The following is a 20,029-nucleotide window of genomic DNA, read 5'->3' as shown; positions in this document are numbered from 1 at the left end:
CCTCTCCCGTATAGTGGAGACAGAGAAACTATCGAAGGACGTGATGGAATGCAACTGACAGTGATTGGAACAGGATATGTCGGTCTTGTGACCGCCATCGGACTGGCTGAAAATGGACATAACGTGACATGTGTCGACTTGAACGCTGATCGGATGGCGCAACTGACACGAGGAATCCCACCGATTAAGGAAGAGGGAATCGAAGAAGCGTTAATCGCGAATCAACATCGAATGACGTTCACGACGGAATATCCAGTCGCAAAGACATACCTTGTCGCTGTCGGAACACCAGAGAAAGCGGACGGCAGTTGCGACTTATCAGCGGTAGAAGCCGTCGTCGCCCATATTGAACGAATCGCACCAAGTGCGGCTGTCGTCATTAAATCGACAGTGCCACCTGGTACGACGATGCAACTGGCGATGCAGTATCCGACGTTACGCTTTGCAATGGTGCCTGAATTTTTACGAGAGGGTACAGCACTCGCTGATATGCGACATCCTCACCGTGTCGTCATTGGAACGAATGATGAAGATTTATCAAACGAGCTTGCGACACTATTTGCGACGACCGCTCCTCTCGTCGCAGTCGATCCGACGACGGCAGAGTTGACGAAGTATGCAGCGAATAGTTTTTTAGCAGTGAAAATCAGTTTTATCAATGAAATCGCGCGACTAGCAGATGCAGTTGGTGCTGATGTCTCTGATGTCGCAAAAGGTATCGGTCTTGATCCACGGATTGGCTCCTCGTTCTTACGGGCTGGAGCTGGATATGGCGGATCTTGTTTCCCGAAAGACATCGCAGCACTTACGACGCTCGCTCGTCAGCATGATCAGCAACTTCACGTCATCGAAGCAGCTGATAAGACAAATGAAGCACAACTGGACTATGTGTTACAAAAAATCCAACCGCGGACAGGAATGCGCGTGGCGCTACTCGGTCTCGCCTTTAAACCAGGAACGGATGACTTACGTGATGCGCCGGCATTACGACTAGCGACACGTCTTGAGCAATTCGGTGTCATCGTAACCGGATATGACCCTGTTGCACGGACGCTACTCGACCAAAAGCAAACGGTCGAAGAGGCGTTACAGGATGCAGATGTTGCCGTCATCATGACGGAGTGGGAAGAACTCCGTCTTATCACACCAGAGCAGTTCATTCGTCAGATGCGTCAGCCACGTGTCGTCGATGGACGTAACTGTTGGTCGTTTATGGATCATCCGGGTGGTGTTCAATACGAAAGTATTGGACGCCCTTCTAAATCATTTTCGAACAATCGAACCATTTGACCTGTCATGATAGGTGAGACCCACGCGGACTCACCTATTTTTTTGATGAAAAGGAGCAGACGAATGGTCATTGATTATTTCGCAGTCTTACCGAGTGGTAAAAAAGGAGCGCTAGAGCCGCACTGTCTGACGCAAGGTACCTGGTATCAGCGTATCAATGAGGAGTTGTTCCGGGCGATTCATTACGGAGCGGGCATCATCCGGATACGAGATAAGGGAGCGGAGCTGCGGATTCCGATTGAGTTTGGGTTCGGTTATGTCCTCCAGTACTTGCGCCAATTTACGGAAGCAGAGCGACAGGACGGACGAAAGCGTCATGTCTTGCAACGTCAACTTGATTGGATTGGTCGTGGATTACCGATTGAACTCAAACGACGTGGATCAAAAATCGAGATGTGGGCCGATGATGTGCATCGTCTACATCGTGAATCATTTCTTCGGGCGATCGAAAAAGCAGATCATTTCATCTCATGAAATTTAAACTTTATTTTAATAAAACGAAAACAAGACAAAAATTTAATATAATGTAAGCGTTTTCTTTAAAGGGGTAAATCCAAAAATTAATTTCCATGCACAGCCTATGTAAATATATTTTATCTTACTACTATTCACCTATTTTTTACAAAAAATCTATTGTGGCGTCTTTCCCAGTTTTGTATATTTGACGTGTAGCATTCTTACCGTTTCTCAAAAACGAAATGGTGGAGTGCACGAATCTACAATAAAAATGCTTTTTGAAGCGGTTTTGGCAGTGTCTTTAGTTCATCCCAATCGGATACATATGAATCACGGATAGATCGTCTTGATGATAGACGAATGATCGCACGTGAAACAGAACGTACTCCTCCTAAGACGACTAAAGAATTTTTTTACTGCTCTAAAGTAAAATATTTCTATATTTTACTTATATTGTAGATTTAAAATTGGGATTTTCGCTTTTGATTTGTTAGAAAAGAGGAGGAATAGTAAACATGGGTTATTCGAAGAAAACGAACAAATTGTACGCTGCTGCAGCTGCGCTTGCAGTCACGGCGTCTGTCGTAGCTCCGGTTGCTGCTGATGCAGCATCGAAGGTCTCGGTTAAATACATCTCTCCAATCTTGATGAAACATGCAGGTGGTTCGAAATACGCAGTCAAGAAATTGACGCTTCCGACGAAAGTCAAAGTCAAACTTTCAAACGGCAAGTATGAGATGCGCTCAGTCAAGTGGAGCGGTTCTGTCAAATTCGAAAAGAAATACATCAACAAATACCAAGTTCTCTACGGTAAGGTAGCCGGTACGACGAAGAAAGCAGTTCTTAAAGTCGAACTTCAAAACTATGTCGTAGATATCATCGAACCAGTCCTCGAACCGGTTGCTGTTGGCGGAAAAGTTCAATTGCCAAGCACAATCAACGTTCAATACAAATCAGGTATCATCGTCAAGCGCCCAATTAGCAAGTTCAACCTCAAAACTCCATCGACTTCAAAAGCAGGCAAATATAAATTAGCTTACACGTACAAAGGTGCTAACTCTGTCGTAACAGGTTACATCAACTACGAAGTTAAGGCAGCAAACATCTCGAACGTCTTGGGAAGCGTTGATGATCAGAAGCTTTCAGTCAAAGCAGACGTTATGTACCCAGCAGTGGGCGCGAAGGCAGAACTCTTGATCTATCCAGGCAAAAACATGTCAGCTACACCAATCGTAGCGAAAGGAACGCTCTCGAAAGGGAAGTTCATGGCATCGCAAGGTGGTATTCCAGAAGGAACACACAGCTATGTCGTCAAAGTCGGCGCTGTCAAATCAGCTGCGATGGACTTCACGATTGCAAACACAGTCCTCGCTTCAGCAAAAGCAATCGGCAAAGAGCGAGTTGAAGTTTCATTCTCGCGTGCCGTTGACTCTGTCACAGCAGACAATTTCAAAATCGCAGGTGCGACAGTTAAATCCGCGACACTTAGCCCAGACAAGAAGTCAGCCGTTCTTGAAGTGGAAGGACTCGAGTATGGCAAAGACTACTCAGTTGACGCGAAAGGGATCATGGTCGGTGGCGTCGCGAAGGATCTCGGTTCGCTCAGCTTCATGACACAAAGTGTTGAAGATATCTGGATGCTGGAAGTATCACCAAAAGCTTCGACAATCGTTGCGAACGGAGCAGATAACACGGAAGTGACATTCGCTCTTAAAAACAAAGCGACAGGTGAAGTCGATAAAAATGCAGATGATATCGTCTTGAAATTGTCGACATCATTCGGTGCTCTCGCGAAAGATCGTGTCACGATCCAGGACGGTAAAGCGACAGTTCTGTTGACGTCTGAATTCAGTAACACAGATATCGAAGCAATCATCAAAGCAGAAATCATTGAAACGGCAGCTGGTGACTACAAAAACCTAATCGGTAAGATTGCTGGAGAAACGAAAGTCAAATTCAGCACGATCGCTGTGACGCCTGCTCCAATTGAGATGATCAATGTTCTTGCAGCTGAGTCGAACCAAGCAGATCGCGTAACGATCTTCCTCGATAAAGCGGTCTCACGTGAACTTCTGCTTAAATCATTTGGACTCGATAAAGTCATGCAAGGTCTTCATGAAGAAGATTATCTCGCAAACGATAACATCCAAATCGAACAATTTGAGGGAACGAAACGTGTCATCGGTGTCAAAGCAGTTCCTTCTAATCCAAAAGCATTCGAGTTGATCTTGGACAAAGAAACACCACTCCAAGATAACGCAGTCGTTAAGCTGACAGCGAAAATCACGAGCAACACGGATACAGAAGTCAAATCAAAAGCAAGCTTCAAGTTAACAGATGCTCGTCAGCCTGAAGTCACTTCTGTTAAGGCTGTAGGGTTGAATCAACTCGAAGTGAAATTCTCTGAATCTGTTGCTACGGCTGATTTCAAAATCGACGGTCAGTACGGCGAGAAGTACTTCGACGTCCTCCATTATGGATTTGATAATAAAATGGGTGTCGATCGCCGCGATACAGTCAAAATCACTTTAAAAGATAACTATCCAGGTCTTAAACAAGGTTACTTCGCAGCGGGTAAACATTCACTTCAAGTATCAAGCATTTACGACTATGCAGCGCTTTCTGATGAAACGAATATCGGTACGACTCAAAACCTTGACTTCACTGTTGCAGCAGACACGGTTAAACCGACAGCTGGTGTGGTAGTTGAGTCGCCTGAACAATTCCGTATCATGTTCAGTAAAGGTCTTAAAAAAGCGAACATCTTAGCATTGCTTGATAATGAACTGAAGTTTGAGCGTTACAACTCGAATACGAAGAAATATGAAGACTTCAGCAAATATGTGGACGTCACGTCGTATAACAAAGAGACTGGCGAAGCAGTCATCGAGTTGATGAAGGACTGGACGGAAATCTATGATACCGTCAACACGAAAGAAAACTATTACAACGATAAATTCCGCATCACACTCGCGAAAGATGCGATTCAGGCTGAAGCGAATGGAGAGAAAAATGACGCACTCGTGCTTGATTTGAACTATGATGGTTCTCCTCTTAATTCACCAGATCTGAAGAGTGCTGAGATTAACACGATTGATCGCTTAGCACCAAGTAATGATTTCGTTGTTATGATGAGTGAGCCTGTTAAAATCCGTGATCTCGATGAGTACAACACTCCACTCATTAATAGTGATGGTGTAGTCTTACCTCCGAAGACAACTGTTGAATTCATTGGTAAAAACAAAGACGGAAAAATCGTTACAATCGATGGTTCGGTCCTTAATTACACGGATACAACAGATAAAAACTTCCGCGTCGCAGCAAACGAGAATCTACAAAAGCTTGTTGACATGGAAGGTTACGGTGAAGAGTGGAAAGTCGTCGTCAAATCACTTTCGGATGATGTCGGCAACACAGTTGCGACAGCGACACATGATTTCAAACTCATGAAAACACCACCAACACCAGTCTTATCACCATTTGAAATCCTTAAGGTCACTGCTAATGCGAAAAACGAGAAAGATGTCATTCGCATCAAATTCACAGAGGGCGTTCAGTACTCTGGTATGTACGATGCGACAAGTACAGCGAATTATGTCTTAAACGGCAAAGCACTTCCGGTCGGAACAACGATTTCGCTTGCTGACTCAGATGACATCGTATCGAACGGACTTGACATCGTGAAGATCAAAGTCCCAGCTGGTACGCTGAAAACGTTGTCGAACGTCATCGTCGTCAATAAAGATCTTCAGTCGTATGACAACTCTGTCTTGACTGGTGGTTACGAGAAAGCTGTTCTTCTCGGATTGAACTAAGGAATGTGAACCTCTTTCTACTTCGGTAGGAGGAGGTTTTTTCGAGGAATTAGCGCAATCGATTGCATTTTGAAAAATATATTTACTTACTTTGAAAAATCAGACTCATATTCATCTCAATAAAATGTTAAATTATGTGATGTTATTTGGAAATTCAGGTAGAAATATTAAAAAACATATAGAGATAAAGGAGATTTAATCCATGGGAAAAACGAAAAAAGTATCTGTTGGATTGTTAGCAGCCGTCGTTGCAACAAGTGGGCTCACGTATGCACCAGAACGTGCGCAAGCATTCACAGCAGGTGAAAAACTCGATAACCGTGTCATTTTCCAAAGCTTTAGCCTTTTCCAACCGTACGAAAGTAACATGTACCGGACGCTTGCGAAAAAAGGAGATTTACTGAACGCGTGGGGCGTGACAGATGTCTGGCTTCCACCAGCGTATCGTTCATTTGATATGGCTCGTTATTTAGAAGGCTATGCGATTGCCGATCGATATGACCTTGGTGAATTCCCGCAAGGACCGGGTGGTACGATTCCGACGAAGTACGGAAAAGCCTCACAACTCGAAATGATGGTCGATATGTTGCATGACGATCACATCAAAGTCCAAATGGATCTCGTACCGAACCAAATGCTTGGTCTAAGTCAACGAGAAGCAGTTTACGTTCGTCGTGCGACAGGTTCAGGTAAACCATTCGCAAATCCATTCACAGGTGGCGAAACGACGAAAACCCTTGCGACACCTTACCTCGCCTACACAAAAGGTGGGGGTATGGGACAAGCGAAATACGGCTACATCAAAGAATGGAACAAGTTGTATCTCAACGGAACCTCTCTTCAAGGGCAGGGGCTTGGACGGATCATGACGGACCAAGACGGGAAAGCGTATCGTTTCTTTGGTGTCGATCACGCGGACAACTACTTGCCAGAATGGTTGCTTGAAGCGGCAAAAACGGGACACATCAACACGGTCGATTCGTATCTCGCGACAGATGGCTGGTATGAAGTATCACCAGATAACTGGAAACCGATGTTGACGCAATATACAAAAGACACAGGTTATCTGCCGTTCATGCTGAAGAATGGCTTTGCATCAAAAGAAGCTTTGTTAGCATCTGGAGATAATAAAAAAATTGCCGACTTAACAACTCAATACATGAATACAAAAGCGGAGTATGGTTATGGTTCGGAAGAACGTTCGTTCCAAAACGATAACTCCGGAATCGATACAGAAGATCAGTTCCTCTTCGTCGATGAAAAGGGAAACCCGACGCAGACAATCAACAACACGATGGCAAGAAATGATGAATTCCTAGTCGGTGTTGACCTCGCAAACTCGAACCCGGAGGTCATCAAGGAACAGAAAAACTGGATGAAGTGGATGCTTGAAACGTATAAGTTCGACGGATTCCGAATCGATGCAGCGTCGCACTATGATAAAGCGATTCTAAAAGCAGAAGCAGAAATCTCAAAAGCACATTTCGGAAAACAAGATTACTTGAGCTATATCGAAAGCTATAAAGTGTCTCAACGTTCGTACATGAAGGCAAACAATAACGAACAACTCATCATGGACTCTGATTTGTACTTCACATTGCGTTCAGCGCTAAAAGCTTCGCAAAAACGTCCACTTCGTGATCTTGCGAAACTTTCAGTTGTCGATCGTGAGGGGTATGGCGCGACAGACGTTCAACCGAACTGGTCGTTCGTCAATAACCATGACCAAGAGAAAAACCGTGTCAACCAAATCATGCTCGATAGGTTCGGCATCAAGGCTGGTGCTCAGTACAGTAAAACGGATCAGCCGAAGTCGTTTGAGAAGCTGTACACGAAAGAAAAAGAGGCAGAAGCACTGACAATCTATAACAAAGAGCTTGCTAGTCCGACGAAGAAATACTCGACGGAAAACATCGTCGCTCAGTATGCGTACCTCTTATCGAACAAAAACACGGTTCCGACTGTCTACTACGGTGACCTCTACCAAACCGATGCATCGTACATGTCAAAAACGACACCGTACTATGACGAAATCACGAATCTCTTAAAAGTACGTAAAAAATACGCGTACGGCAAACAGTTCGTGGCTTACCATACATCGAACACATCAAAAGAAGCTGGGAAAGACTTGATCTCGAGCGTCCGCTTCGGGAAGAACCGTAACACAGGTGTCGCGACCGTCATCGGGAAAAATGCAGCTCTCGATACGACGATTCCAGTCAGCATGGGTAAAACACACGCGAACCAAGTCTTCGTCGATGCAAGTGGCGTCACGAACACGAAACTCGTCACAGATAAGAACGGTGTCTTGACGGTACCAGTCAAAGGAATCAAGACGGCGGAAGTCAACGGGTACGTCGGCGTTTTCGTGCCGCAAGCAACAAAAGCACCAGTCGCAACGATGAAAGCCGGTGCCGTCTATCAAGGGAAAGTGTTGAACTTGAAAACGACGATTGCAAACTCAAAATCAGCAATCGCTTCGACTCGCTATCGTGTCCTCGATACGAAAAAAGCGATAGTCGATTCAAAAGGTCGCTTGACAGGTAAAGCAACAGGGAAAACGACGGTTGAAGCAACGGTTACGTTAAAAGATGGTTTTGTTTTGAAGACGGTCTTGCCAATCGAAACAAAAGCAAACAGTGTCACGCTGAAAGCTTCAAAAGCAACACTGAAGAAGAACCAGACGACACGTATCTCTTATACGTCAGCAACGGATAAAATCAAATCCGTTCAGTATACGTCAGCGAACAAAAAAGTCGCACAAGTCTCGTCACGCGGTAACGTCAGAGGCATTAAAGCAGGCAAAACGACGATTCGTATCACGTACATGACAGCTGGAAACTATAAAGTCGTTAAAACGTTCACAGTCACAGTCAAGTAACATCAAGCGCCACTCTCAATATGAGAGTGGTGTTTTTTATGATTTCCGTCAATGTTTCACTATATTCCACATAATCCTATCTAATCCGGGTATTATTGACACTTCCACGGCTAAAGCCGCAAGCTCACCCTTCGGGATGAGTGGGATTCCAAAGTGCTTGTGCGAGCGCAGTCCATTTCTGTTTTGCTCAAGCCTTCAGATGAGGGTGTGCCATCACCCCTCCTAAGACAGACCCTATAGGTTCTCAGGCTGATTGACTATTACCATCAACCACAGGTGCGTATCGAATGTTCATCGCACCGACGAAATCTCTGTGTTTCTTGAATCCACATGAACAAGAATATGTTCGATCTTTCGCTTTGTTTCTTTTGCCGCAAGAAGGGCATGTCTGAGATGTATATGCCGGATCGACATATTCAACTTTAATCCCTTCTAATTTTGCTTTGTACTCAATAAATGTTGCTAAGCGATAGAATGACCACGTGTGTAGATTCTTATTGTTTTTACGGCTTGTTCTTGCCGTCTGTCGGATGTTCGCCAGCCTTTCGAGGCGGATGACAGAAATGTTGTTTTCTTTTGCAAACTCAACGATTTTACGACTGACTTTGTGATCCTTATCTTGCATCCAACGTTGCTCTTTGTTATCTAACTTCTTGATCGCCTTTAACTTTTTCTTTTGACCAAGATCTTTTCGTTTTGCACGAAACTTTCGTTTCATATACTTATTTTCTCGACCGTTACCAAAGAACCTAACTCGATCACAATCTGTAGTAGCGACTGCTGGAACCTTTAATCCCAGATCAACCCCTACTGTTTTTATGCCTGTTTTCTCTGTTGTCAAAATCGTGACAGCAATTTGTGCCATCCATTTGTTCGATTTTTTGATAATCCGGAGTGTTCCGAGTTTGTTGTTCAATAGTGAAAAAATACGGTTGTCTTGATCGACCATCTCGGCGCGGATTGCCGTTTTCTTCGCTTTACCGTTTATCATGATGGGTAGAGAAATCGACTCGAAATCGAACGAATAGTTCTGGTTGTTCCATGTGCAGTACGGTTTCTTGAGAATAGGGATGATTTCAAATTTTGATTTTTTCGCTTTCTTGAAGACACTTTGGGCATCCTTGATAGCTTGGTTCTTGACGGCACTAGGCAAATGAACGTGAACATTCTTGCTTGTCATTTTTATCATTGTTTCTGCTTCTACCATGTCTGAAACAAGCTGGTTGACCGTGTGAATATAAGCCCCCATCATACTTTCCAAAATAGGCTGCTGTTCTCTAGTAGGAAGAAGCTTGATATTTACCGTCAATATCTGAGACACGGTTTCACCCCCTTGTTTTTTGTTGTTCGACATAACGTCTGATCGTCTCACTCGATACATTTCCAGCAGTAGAGACGAAGTAGGAACGCGTCCAAAGACTTGGCAAATGTTGAAGATGAGGAAATTCTTCTCTCAGCTTTTTAGAGGTCACTCCTTTAATTTTTGCCATGATGTCAGCAGGACTAAGTGTTGGTAGAGTATTGAGAAGCATATGCGAATGATCTTTATCGCATTCCAAAGCAATCACCGTGATCTCCAACTCTTCACACACCTCCCGTACCAATTGTTTAAAACGTGCTTCGACATCCTTACGAAGAAATATCTTTCTTCTGTATCGAGGGCAGAATACAAAATGATAATTAATTAAAGAAACAGTCGTGTGAGTTCTTCTGTAGTTGTTTTCCATAACATGATTGTATCAATTTGTCAGGTTAATTGAAACAAAAACCCTTCGGATACGTGAAGTGTCAAAACCGGTAGTTTAGTACTGACACTCCGTATCCGACATCGCTTTCATCCCACCCCTAAAGGAGTGGGATTTCTCGCTATGAAGTTTTGTAAAGCCGACGCGGAAGCGGGTCGCGTCTACAATCGCTATTACCAAGTCACGGATGATACGCTCTACTTCCCGCTCAGTTGGAATGGACGACAGTACTTAGTGCTCGAAGGGTATCCAGGCGACCGCTACTCCGTTCCTGCCTACATCTCACGTTATGAACCGATCGAGGAATCGATGACAGCTGCCGTCAAAGCAGTCAAACCAGCGTTACTCGTTCAGACACGACCCGGTGCAATGCGAGCGCAAGCCTTCGGCGCCTTAAAAGTAGAGTCGATCGCGTCAGAGCTTCGAATCGAGCGACTCGTCTATGCTTCCTATGCGGAAGCGAAAGCAGCGCAACAGAAATTCGAACGCTCATCAGCTGTCGCGTTCGCGGAGTTCGATGCACCAATTCAAGCATTCGGAGTCGATGCCTATCAGAAATATCAATGGTCCTTGCAGAATACGGGGCAAAAGAAAGGTCTCAAAGGGGCGGATATCGGTTTCGTCGCCATGCAAAAACGGATCAAAGGCAAGAAACTCTCTGCAACGAAAGTCGCAGTCCTCGACTCCGGCATTAATCCGACATATGCCGACTTCGCAGGGAAAGTCCGCATGGATCTTGGCTATGATTTCATCAATGGCGATAAGAGCGCCTGGGATGATAACGGACATGGCTCGCATGTCGCTGGAATCATTGCAGCTGGAGGAAATAACACATATGGAATGACGGGCATCAATCCGATGGCGACGTTGATTCCGATCAAGGTCCTCGATGACTCAGGCGCTGGTTCAGTGTCAGGACTCGTCAAAGGCATTCAGCATGCGACGAAACAAGGTGCTCGGGTCATCAACATGAGTCTCGGTGGGAGTTCCTCTTCGAAATCGATTGAGTCGGCGTTAGCAGCAGCAGTCAAGAAGAATATCCTGATCGTTGCGGCATCCGGGAACGAAGGGCGTGGAACGATTGCTTATCCGGCCCGTTCGAAATATGTCTTATCGGTCGGGGCGACAGGACGTAAAGATACGAAAGCCTCGTTCTCGAACTACGGGACGGGACTTGACCTTGTCGCACCGGGAGTCTCGATTCCAAGCTACGTCGCGGATGGGGAGTTGTTATATGGAAGTGGGACCTCGATGGCGACGCCACACGTCGCTGGTGTCGCGAGTCTCTTGATTAGTTTGAAGCCGTCTTTAAAGGCAAGCAGTGTCGAAAGCATCCTTAAGAAATCGGCAAAAGATCTTGGGAAAAAAGGCTATGATACGAGCTATGGTGCTGGTCGGTTGAACGCCGATAGTGCCGTCAAACTGATTCCTTAAATCATTAAAGAAGTCCTGTGCTGACAGGGCTTCTTTTTTTCGGTCCATTCATTGATTGATGGAGGTAAAAAGAACTAGAAAAATCAATTTTTTCCATTATAATGAAAAAGGATACATGAATGAAGGAGTGAAATCATATGAAAAAGATCATCGTCAGCGCCCTCCTCGTGAGTGCGTTTAGTACATATACGTTGGATACGACAGAAGCGGCGACAACGGCTAAAAAAGTACCAGCCATTGAAGCGAAAACGAAAAAAGGCTATATCAAAGGAAAGTTCGATGCAAGTGGGAAAGCGTTGTTCTATTTCGATACCAAAACCTATCTTGCCGGCGGAACACACTTGAAGTTCGCCTTCGATGCTTCAAAGAAAGCGACCGTCTATACATCGCAGACAGAGTATAAACAAAAAGATCCGTATGCGCGATATGCGAACAGTAAAAAGACACTCTTTTTCCCACTGACGTGGAGTGGGCGACAATACATCGAAGTGACGGGAGCGAAGAACAAAGCATTCACGATTCCCTATAAACTCGAACGGCTCGAACCGATCCGGGATTACGCAACCAAATCAACGGCAACCGAACAAGCGACGAGTCTCGTCGTCCGTCTAAACGGGGCGACGAAAGCGAGTACGTTATCACAGACGTCGCGCGCGAGTCATCACGAAACGATCGACAACACGTTACGGCTCGAGAAGTTCTCCTACAACAGCTTCATTCAAGCTGTAGCTGCGAAACGACAACTCGAACAAACGAAGGGTGTCCGGTATGTCGAACTCGATCAATCGATGAAGTTGCTCAGTACGGATCCTTTCCAGTCCGTCCAGTGGTCGTTAAAAAATACCGGACAACGTGGTGGTGTCAAAGGAGCGGACATCGGTTATCATGCGATGGTCAAGCGGATTGCGAATAAGTCACGTTCGACTGTCCGTGTAGCGGTCGTCGATACGGGCATCAATCCAACCTATGCGGATTTCGCTGGACGCGTCCGGATGGATCTCGGCTACGATTTCGTTCATAAGCGCCAGCTTGCTTATGACGATCATGGACACGGGACCCACGTCGCCGGTGTCATTGCCGCAGCATCGAACAATGGCTACGGGATGACGGGGATCAATGATCGGGCGAGCATCATTCCGATTAAAGTCATCTCACGCAATAACTACGCTTCGAACTCGAATATCGCGAAAGGCATTCTGTTTGCCGTAAAACAAAAGGCGAAAGTCATCAACTTAAGTCTTGGCGGTGGCGGTGTTTCCCTCGCGATTGAAGATGCTTTGGCGGAAGCGCGTAAGAAAGGAATCTTCGTCGCCGCAGCGACCGGAAACGAAGGGGCGTCGAAACTATCCTATCCGGCACGGTCGAAATATGCCTTCTCGGTCGGAGCGACGAACCGGTCCGATAAACGGGCCTCGTTCTCGAACTATGGTGAAGGGCTTGATCTCGTCGCACCGGGGCAAGACATCGCGAGTTACCTAGAAGACGGGGAATCGATCTTCTGGAGTGGCACATCGATGGCGACACCGCATGTCGCAGGCGTCGCGAGTGTCCTCTATAGCTTGAAGCCAAGCATCAAGGTGACGGACGTCGAATCGATCCTCCGCAAGTCAGCGAAGGACCTCGGCAAAAAGGGCTATGACACGACGTACGGATATGGTCGCTTGAATGCCGATCGTGCCGTTCAGCTCGTGAAATAAGGAAAGTGGGTCGAACGATGAAACGAATTTTATGTGTTCTCCTGATTGGTGTCCTCTGTGTGAGCGGGATCCTCGAAGGACAGGCAGCGTCAAAAGAAGAACAACAAACATTAAACGATTATCGGGAATTAAAGTTCGGACTGACGCTGACACAAATCGCAAAAGTCGTGTACGGTTCGTCGTACAAGGAGCATCTAACACAAAAGAATGGTGCGACGGTCTTGAAGCAAAAAGCGAATTGGGCGAAGCAGGATAAAGGATACCGGTCCCGGTCGTATTCATTCATGAATCAATCGAAGACCCTTCCGAGTCGGACGACACTTGAGTTCTATACGAAGAAAAATGGAAAAACGTATTATCTCGCACAAAAAACGATTCAATTTTTAGCGGATACGAATACAGGACTTCGGGAGAGCACGCGGACACTGAAGCATGTGACGTATGTTCAGGGAGATGAGACAGAAGAAGAGCTCGACGCACTGTTGTCAGGAAAAGGATTAGGTCAGGTTGGCATGCGTTGGTCATGGGACTTTACATCCGTCCAGACGAAACAGGAACGGAAAGCGTACAAGTATAAGGGACGGATCAAGATTTATATCTTCCAAAGCTCTAATCCAAAGAAGCAAATCGATATGACGATGAAGTTCGATGATCAGCAGGAACAATATAAGGTCAACAACTATAGACTCATTCCGATTGAATCACCTAAAACAAAATAAGCAGACAATCATGTCTAACAGTCATCATGAAAGAACAAGGAGAAAGGAAACATCAAAATGAAAGTACTCGTAAAACTGATCGTTCTCGTAATCATAGCGATGTCGGTCTTGATTCCGAATACGATATCGGCAGCCTCAAAAGAAGCACTGCAAATCAAGCAAGATTACAAAACACTCAAATTCAGCATGACGCTGACGGAAGTCGCGAAGACGATATACGGAAAAGAGTACCGAAAGTACATCAAGAAAAAAGATGGGAGAGTCGTCTTTACGAAAAAACCAGGCACGACCGGTAACGAACAAGGTTATCGGTCCCTCGGATATGTACTGGATCGTCCCTCTAAAAACCTTCCAACAACAACACTTCTTGAATTTAGTACGAAACAACATCAGAAGACATATTACCTGACACAAAAAGCTCTGTACTATCAAGGCGATACGGAGAATGGCTTGTACGAAAATAGCCGGACACTCGTGAAACCGTCGGCACTCCGCCACGGAATGACAGAGAAACAGCTTAATCAACTGGTGACAGGTAAAAAGCTCGGACAGGTGTCGATGTATTGGAGTTGGAACGTTTCATCCGTCATAAAAAAAAGTCCGATGAAGAATGGACGCTATAAAATCTATCAATTCCACCGACCACATTCGAAAAAAATCGAAGTCGTCACCTTGTCCTATAACACGAAGAAAAAGCGATATGAGGTTGACACAGAAATCGGGATTTCATTGAAGTACGAAAAATGAATAATGATGATGTATAGAGTCATCAAAGAGAGAGGGAAGCAGATATGAAGCGCACCATCACGTGGTCATTCTGTTTAGTATTACTGCTTAGTCTGTTTGTTCCAGGAACGGTATCCGCAGCGACAAAAGCAGAAACGCTTGCGACGACACAGTACAAGGGCTTGAAAAATGGAATGACGATGGAACAAGTCGCTCAAGTCCTGTATGGCAAGTCGTATCAGCAACACCTGAAGAAAAGAAACGGATCGACTGTCTTGAAGCTTTCAATCAACTTTGAAGGGGACGAAGAAGGACATAAGCAATTGATCCACGTCCTCTCCGATTCGACAACAACACATCCCCCGACCGAACTGGTCTTACAATTCATGACGAAACAGAAGAGTACGAAGTACCGATTGGTGACGAAAGCCTTGTTCATCGAACGGAAGACGAAGACAGGATATCGTGAAAGTACACGGACGCTCGTCAAAGGTGCCGTACTCCAGAACGGGATGACGGAAAAAGAGCTCGATGCGAAATTGACGGGGAAAGGTCTTGGTAACTGGACGATGCTCGGTCATATGGATACAGCGTCTGCTTATACGCTAGATGAACAAAAACGAGGATTTGCTGACGTGTTTCGAGTGAAGGAATATGTCTTTAAATCGACGACGAATAAGTGGAAACATGTCGAGTTGACGTATAACGAACAAGCGAAAATCTATAAAGTCAGTGACATTCGGACGATTCTGACGAAAAACTAAAGCAACAGGAATGGAAAGCGAGTGGAATGGATGCAAAAATGGATCAAATTGAGTTTCGTCTGTCTGATGGCAATCGTATTACTTAGCGGTGGATCGGTCTCAGCAGCAACGAAGAACGAACAACAATTCACCGATTCTTTGAAGAACTATTCGTTCGGGATGACGGTGACAGAGTTTGCCAAGAAGATGTACGGCAAGTCGTATCAAAAACATCTAACGAAAAAGAATGGTTCGACCGTCCTCAAACACGATGTAAAGAAAGTCATTTCAGAAGAATCTGTCGATAGCCTTCAGTATTTCTTCTATGATCAAACGAAACAAGAGCCGATGCATGTCATGCAAATCATGTTCATGAAAAAGCCGAAGGACAAGCTCTATCGTCTTGTATTCAAAGGCGTTGACATGAAACGAGATAAGACCGTAAGGCAAAGTACGAAACAACTCATGACAGGGAAACGGATTCGATTCGAAATGACTACGGAACAAGTAGATGCTGTCTTGACAGGAAAAGGGCTCGGTGATTGGATGACGTGGGCTGTGATGGATTATAGATCGGTCTTTACGAAACGAGAGTTGAAAAACATTGGATTCAGAAAGGCAAAAGTGAAGATTTACATCTTCCAGACGGACAAAAAGAATAAGCAGAAGCGCGTCAGGATGCATGATACGGGTAAAGGTTATGTCGTCACAGATATCATGACGGTTTCTGGTGCGACTGAAGATGGTAGGTTCTGATGCATAATTGGATTATAAGTCGATTCCTTCCCATAGTAGTTCTAGCAACAGTTTGCCTTAATCCAGTAACAGCGGATGCAGCAACGAAGGCTGAGACAATCGCAACGAAACAATATCGTGCGTTAAAACCAGGGATGACAGTGGAGCAAGTCGCAAAAGTCCTCTACGGAAAGACATATAAAAAACAACTGAAGATGAAAAAAGGTTCACAAGTTTTACGATTGAACACAGAAATCGAGATGGAGGAATGGGATCGAAACGTCCTTCTCTACGATCTCGTGAATCGAAAAGTTGAATTCCCGTCAGCAATCGGTGTTCTGATGTTCATGACAGAGACGGGTGGAACGAAGTACCGGCTAACGATGAAACAAATGGAGTTCAAGCGTGACACGGCAGCGGGCTTCCGGACGAGTGATCGTAAACTAATCAAAAGTGCGAAAATCAAGAACGGGATGACGGAACAACAAGTCGATCGACTACTGACAGGGAAAGGACTCGGAGCATTCGGAACACTCGGTCTAGCCGATACGACATCCGTTCTTCGAAAAAAAGAAATTAAAGCAGGAAAAGCGACGATCATTCATACGAAATCATACGTTTTTCCGACAGCGACGAATCAGTGGCAGTATGTCTTTTTCATCTATGACGCCAAAAAGAAAACGTATCTTGTCGAAAGTCACGATCGGTATTAAAAAGGAGCTGGGAATATGAACACGACATTCATGAAAATCACGGTAGCGACAATCATCGCGGGATCAACACTCTTTAGTGGAACAGCATCTGCTGCGACGAAAGTCGAGACAGCGGCAACGAATCAATACAAAGCACTCAAAGCGGGTATGACGATGGAGCAAGCAGCGAAGGTCTTGTATGGAAAAAGTTATAAAACACAACTCATCAAAAAAAATGGCTCAACGATGCTGAAGAAAAAAGCGGCTTCGACTTCAAATGAAGAAGGGCATAAAATTGCTAACTATCAATTCTTCGATACAAAAGCAAAAGTGCCGCCAGTGACAACGGATTTGACGTTTGTGAAAAAAAAGAAGGATTCGGTTTATCGCTTGGCGATGAAGATCATCAATATCACGGCAGATACGAAGCTTGAAGCGCGTGAAAGTAAGATGCAACTCGTAAAAGGCGCGAAACTAAAAGAAGGCATGACGGAAAAACAGTTAGATGCTGTTCTGACAGGAAAGGGTCTCGGAGACTGGATGACTTTGATGACATTCGATTTCACAAGTATTGCTACGAAGAAAGAAATCAAAGACGGCATAGCGGGTCCAGCATCGATAAAAGCCTACGTCTTCCAAACAACGGATCCTAAAAAACGAATGGTTGTTAATCTCGAATACAATACGAAGAAAAAAGTTTTTGAAGTATTCGATTTTGAGAAGATTTCTGCTAATTCACCACTCTATTAAGTCTTTTTAAAGACAAAGAGTCTACTTTTTGGTAGGCTCTTTTTTTCATCTTTTCCCGTTTTTTACAAATCACTTTCAAATTTCGTTATACTCAGGCTGTAAGTCTTGTCATACACAACCGATATTAACGAGAAGCAAAACACAGAAGGGAATGGACGCAGTTGGAACGAGTAAAGAAAAAACGTAAGGTGAAAAAACGCTGGACGCCACTGAAAATCATGCTATTAATTGCACTTGTCCTCATCGTCGGTGTCGGCGGATTCATCGGCTATACATATTATCAAGTCGACCAGACGGTCAAAAAAATTCAGTCGCCGGTCAAGAACACGGGAGACAAGGTCGTTGAAGATCAAAAGCCGGTCTCGGTGTTGTTACTAGGTGTCGACCAACGACCAGGCGAGCGCGGACGCAGTGACTCAATCATGGTCATGACACTGAACCCGACACGAAATGAAAGTCGGTTGATTAGTATTCCCCGGGATACAAAAGTCGATATCGTCGGTAAAGGAACAAATGATAAGATCAACCACGCCTATTCATTCGGTGGACCAGAGATGGCCATCAAGACGGTCGAAAAATTTCTCAATATCCCGATCAACTACTATGCAGAAATCAACATGGAAGGGTTCACGTCTCTAGTTGATGCAGTCGGTGGTGTGACGGTCAATAATGATATCGATTTTACAGTCAGTGGGACACATTTCCCGATTGGTAAAGTGAACTTAGATGGAAAGTCGGCGTTGAAGTTCACACGGATGCGTTATGAAGATCCACGTGGTGACTTTGGTCGTCAGATGCGTCAACGGGAAGTCATCGCCCAAGTCGCAAACAAATTGTCGTCCGACGTTTCAGTCAGTAACTTCAACGCCATCATGGATGTCGTCGGGAAGAACGCTCAAACGAATGTCTCGTTCAAACCAATGCGGACACTGGCCTTTGACTACATGGACGCTTTCCGTAATCAAAAGAACTTAAAGCTTGAAGGAACAGGTGGAAAAGAAGGCGATGGAATTTATTACTGGCACCCAACAGAGGATTCACTCAAAGAAACACAAACGGCATTACGCTATTCGCTCGATATGGAATAAGACAAAAGTGCACCGAACCCACATGGATTCGGTGCACTTTTCATTAGAACGATTGTTCAGCTAAACGAATCCGGCTAACTGTTCCGTCCTTCGCGAAGCGTTGGATGCGATACGAATTGCTTGTAACGAGTCCTGTCGTGTCAGTCTCTAGTTGAAGTGGTGCGAGTGAGGCTAAGTGCTCATTCGTAATACTTGTCTCCATCCAGTCGATGGCAGCCACTTTATCGTCTTTTAAGATAAAGAAATGGTTACCGTAGAACCAGTACTGATGAATGTTATCTGGATATCTTCCATCAACAGGATAAGTACGATCGGGTGGTCCATAAAGACTATTTAGTTCTTCACCACTTTTGCCGATAAGGTCAATGAGTGTACCCGTCACAAAACTCGTATCGAGATTATCGTTTGCCCAAGTCAAGAGTGTCTCGTCAGCAAGCGGTTCACCTTCAAGTCGTTTTGTCGTGTCGGACGTTTTAATATAACCAGTTAAGTCATCTGATAATTCGATTTCGGTTACGCCGTCTTTTTTCTTAATGATACGATATCCATCGCCGAAGTCGGCTTCATAGAGTAATGTCGTCATCGCTTCTTCACCATAAATATTGCTAGATCGAGTTTTGACATATAAAACATCCTCAACAGTAGTAGCTGCTTTTGGTTTCTTTTCCTTTGTTTTTTCAACGGTCACTGGTTTTTCAACAGTAGCTTTAGGCTTAGTATCTGCCGAATCAGCGAAATAAGTCGAGTAGACATAAGTTCCACTTGCTCCAAGTAAGAAACAAAGAATCAATAGCGCGATCCAGCCCCAAGGTACTGGTCGCTTAGATCGAGAAGACTTAATGACTTTTTCTTTTTTACGATGTTTTGGTTCAGGTTCCCGTTGACTACGCGATAGCGTTGGGAGTGGTTCTTTCTCTTCGTCCGGTAGTGGACCATCTTCATCGAGAATTGGACGAGCAACTAATGTACCGTAAAAGTCAGCTAATGTCGCATGATGTTTTCCGGCAAGGAATGCATTCCATTCGTCGACCGTGACGGCATCTTCGTCATAAGGAATCAGTGGCGGCTGACCGGTGATTCGGATCATTGTATCCGTTAAGGATTCGGTCGAAGCCAGACTCGAACGAATTCGTTCATGAAGTCGTGCGATGTCCTCCTTCGAGTGGGATGTATAGAATTGTAGCGCTTGTAACGAGCGATGCATAAAGAAATTCCTCCTATGTCGAGATACGGAAATGAATGTAAAAAGTAACAATTC

General features: G+C 44.9%; 16 protein-coding genes. 13 read left to right on the top strand and 3 right to left on the bottom strand.

Annotated features, from left to right (window positions below; translation table 11 throughout):
* The first annotated feature begins 48 nt into the window (after positions 1-48).
* The 4 genes from ACN9MT_RS13770 to ACN9MT_RS13755 all read left to right on the top strand — a co-directional run bounded on the left by ACN9MT_RS13770 (position 49) and on the right by ACN9MT_RS13755 (position 8,442).
* On the top strand, positions 49-1,290 hold the full coding sequence (locus tag ACN9MT_RS13770) for a UDP-glucose dehydrogenase family protein (protein ID WP_426272432.1): 1,242 nt from the start codon (positions 49-51) through the stop codon (positions 1,288-1,290).
* Positions 1,291-1,353: 63 nt separating this feature from the next.
* Entirely contained in the window at positions 1,354-1,764 is a 411-nt protein-coding gene (locus ACN9MT_RS13765; RefSeq protein WP_056064263.1) for a hypothetical protein, read from the top strand.
* Positions 1,765-2,261: 497 nt separating this feature from the next.
* Positions 2,262-5,561 (top strand): hypothetical protein, encoded by a 3,300-nt coding sequence (locus ACN9MT_RS13760; protein WP_426272431.1) that lies wholly within the window; start codon positions 2,262-2,264, stop codon positions 5,559-5,561.
* A 202-nt stretch (positions 5,562-5,763) separates the two neighbouring features.
* Positions 5,764-8,442, top strand: a complete 2,679-nt coding sequence (locus tag ACN9MT_RS13755; RefSeq protein WP_426272430.1) for a glycoside hydrolase family 70 protein — start codon at positions 5,764-5,766, stop codon at positions 8,440-8,442.
* A 244-nt stretch (positions 8,443-8,686) separates the two neighbouring features.
* Here ACN9MT_RS13755 and ACN9MT_RS13750 read toward each other — a convergent pair whose 3' ends face one another.
* Both ACN9MT_RS13750 and tnpA read right to left on the bottom strand, forming a co-directional pair.
* The gene (locus tag ACN9MT_RS13750) at positions 8,687-9,763 is read right to left on the bottom strand and encodes an RNA-guided endonuclease TnpB family protein (protein WP_426272429.1); all 1,077 of its coding nucleotides are present in this window, start codon (positions 9,761-9,763) and stop codon (positions 8,687-8,689) included.
* Positions 9,764-9,767: 4 nt separating this feature from the next.
* Positions 9,768-10,169 carry an IS200/IS605 family transposase gene (tnpA, locus tag ACN9MT_RS13745; RefSeq protein WP_426272428.1) on the bottom strand — a complete coding sequence of 134 codons (402 nt, stop codon included), beginning with the start codon at positions 10,167-10,169 and terminating at the stop codon, positions 9,768-9,770.
* 141 nt (positions 10,170-10,310) lie between these two features.
* Here tnpA and ACN9MT_RS13740 point away from each other — a divergent pair, with 141 nt between their 5' ends.
* The 9 genes from ACN9MT_RS13740 to ACN9MT_RS13700 all read left to right on the top strand — a co-directional run bounded on the left by ACN9MT_RS13740 (position 10,311) and on the right by ACN9MT_RS13700 (position 18,771).
* A complete protein-coding gene (locus ACN9MT_RS13740; protein ID WP_426272427.1) occupies positions 10,311-11,621 on the top strand; it encodes a S8 family peptidase in 1,311 nt (436 codons plus the stop codon).
* Positions 11,622-11,758: 137 nt separating this feature from the next.
* A complete protein-coding gene (locus ACN9MT_RS13735) occupies positions 11,759-13,318 on the top strand; it encodes a S8 family peptidase (protein ID WP_426272426.1) in 1,560 nt (519 codons plus the stop codon).
* Positions 13,319-13,335: 17 nt separating this feature from the next.
* Positions 13,336-14,037, top strand: a complete 702-nt coding sequence (locus ACN9MT_RS13730; protein WP_426272425.1) for a hypothetical protein — start codon at positions 13,336-13,338, stop codon at positions 14,035-14,037.
* A gap of 57 nt (positions 14,038-14,094) precedes the next feature.
* Entirely contained in the window at positions 14,095-14,784 is a 690-nt protein-coding gene (locus tag ACN9MT_RS13725) for a hypothetical protein (RefSeq protein ID WP_426272424.1), read from the top strand.
* 44 nt (positions 14,785-14,828) lie between these two features.
* Positions 14,829-15,527 (top strand): hypothetical protein, encoded by a 699-nt coding sequence (locus ACN9MT_RS13720; protein ID WP_426272423.1) that lies wholly within the window; start codon positions 14,829-14,831, stop codon positions 15,525-15,527.
* Between the two features lie 30 nt (positions 15,528-15,557).
* On the top strand, positions 15,558-16,262 hold the full coding sequence (locus ACN9MT_RS13715; RefSeq protein ID WP_426272422.1) for a hypothetical protein: 705 nt from the start codon (positions 15,558-15,560) through the stop codon (positions 16,260-16,262).
* A complete protein-coding gene (locus tag ACN9MT_RS13710) occupies positions 16,262-16,954 on the top strand; it encodes a hypothetical protein (RefSeq protein ID WP_426272421.1) in 693 nt (230 codons plus the stop codon). The genes ACN9MT_RS13715 and ACN9MT_RS13710 overlap by 1 nt, the downstream gene beginning before the upstream one ends.
* A 15-nt stretch (positions 16,955-16,969) precedes the next feature.
* A complete protein-coding gene (locus ACN9MT_RS13705) occupies positions 16,970-17,683 on the top strand; it encodes a hypothetical protein (protein ID WP_426272420.1) in 714 nt (237 codons plus the stop codon).
* Between the two features lie 161 nt (positions 17,684-17,844).
* Positions 17,845-18,771, top strand: coding sequence for an LCP family protein (locus ACN9MT_RS13700; RefSeq protein ID WP_426272419.1), 927 nt, complete (start codon positions 17,845-17,847; stop codon positions 18,769-18,771).
* 43 nt (positions 18,772-18,814) lie between these two features.
* Here ACN9MT_RS13700 and ACN9MT_RS13695 read toward each other — a convergent pair whose 3' ends face one another.
* Positions 18,815-19,975 (bottom strand): hypothetical protein, encoded by a 1,161-nt coding sequence (locus tag ACN9MT_RS13695; RefSeq protein ID WP_426272418.1) that lies wholly within the window; start codon positions 19,973-19,975, stop codon positions 18,815-18,817.
* Positions 19,976-20,029 lie beyond the last annotated feature (54 nt).

The sequence above is a fragment of the Exiguobacterium sp. R-17 genome (assembly GCF_049913315.1).
Taxonomy (GTDB): domain Bacteria; phylum Bacillota; class Bacilli; order Exiguobacteriales; family Exiguobacteriaceae; genus Exiguobacterium_A.
The sequence above is the reverse complement of the archived record's forward strand: the minus strand, read 5'-3'. Positions and strand labels throughout refer to the sequence as shown.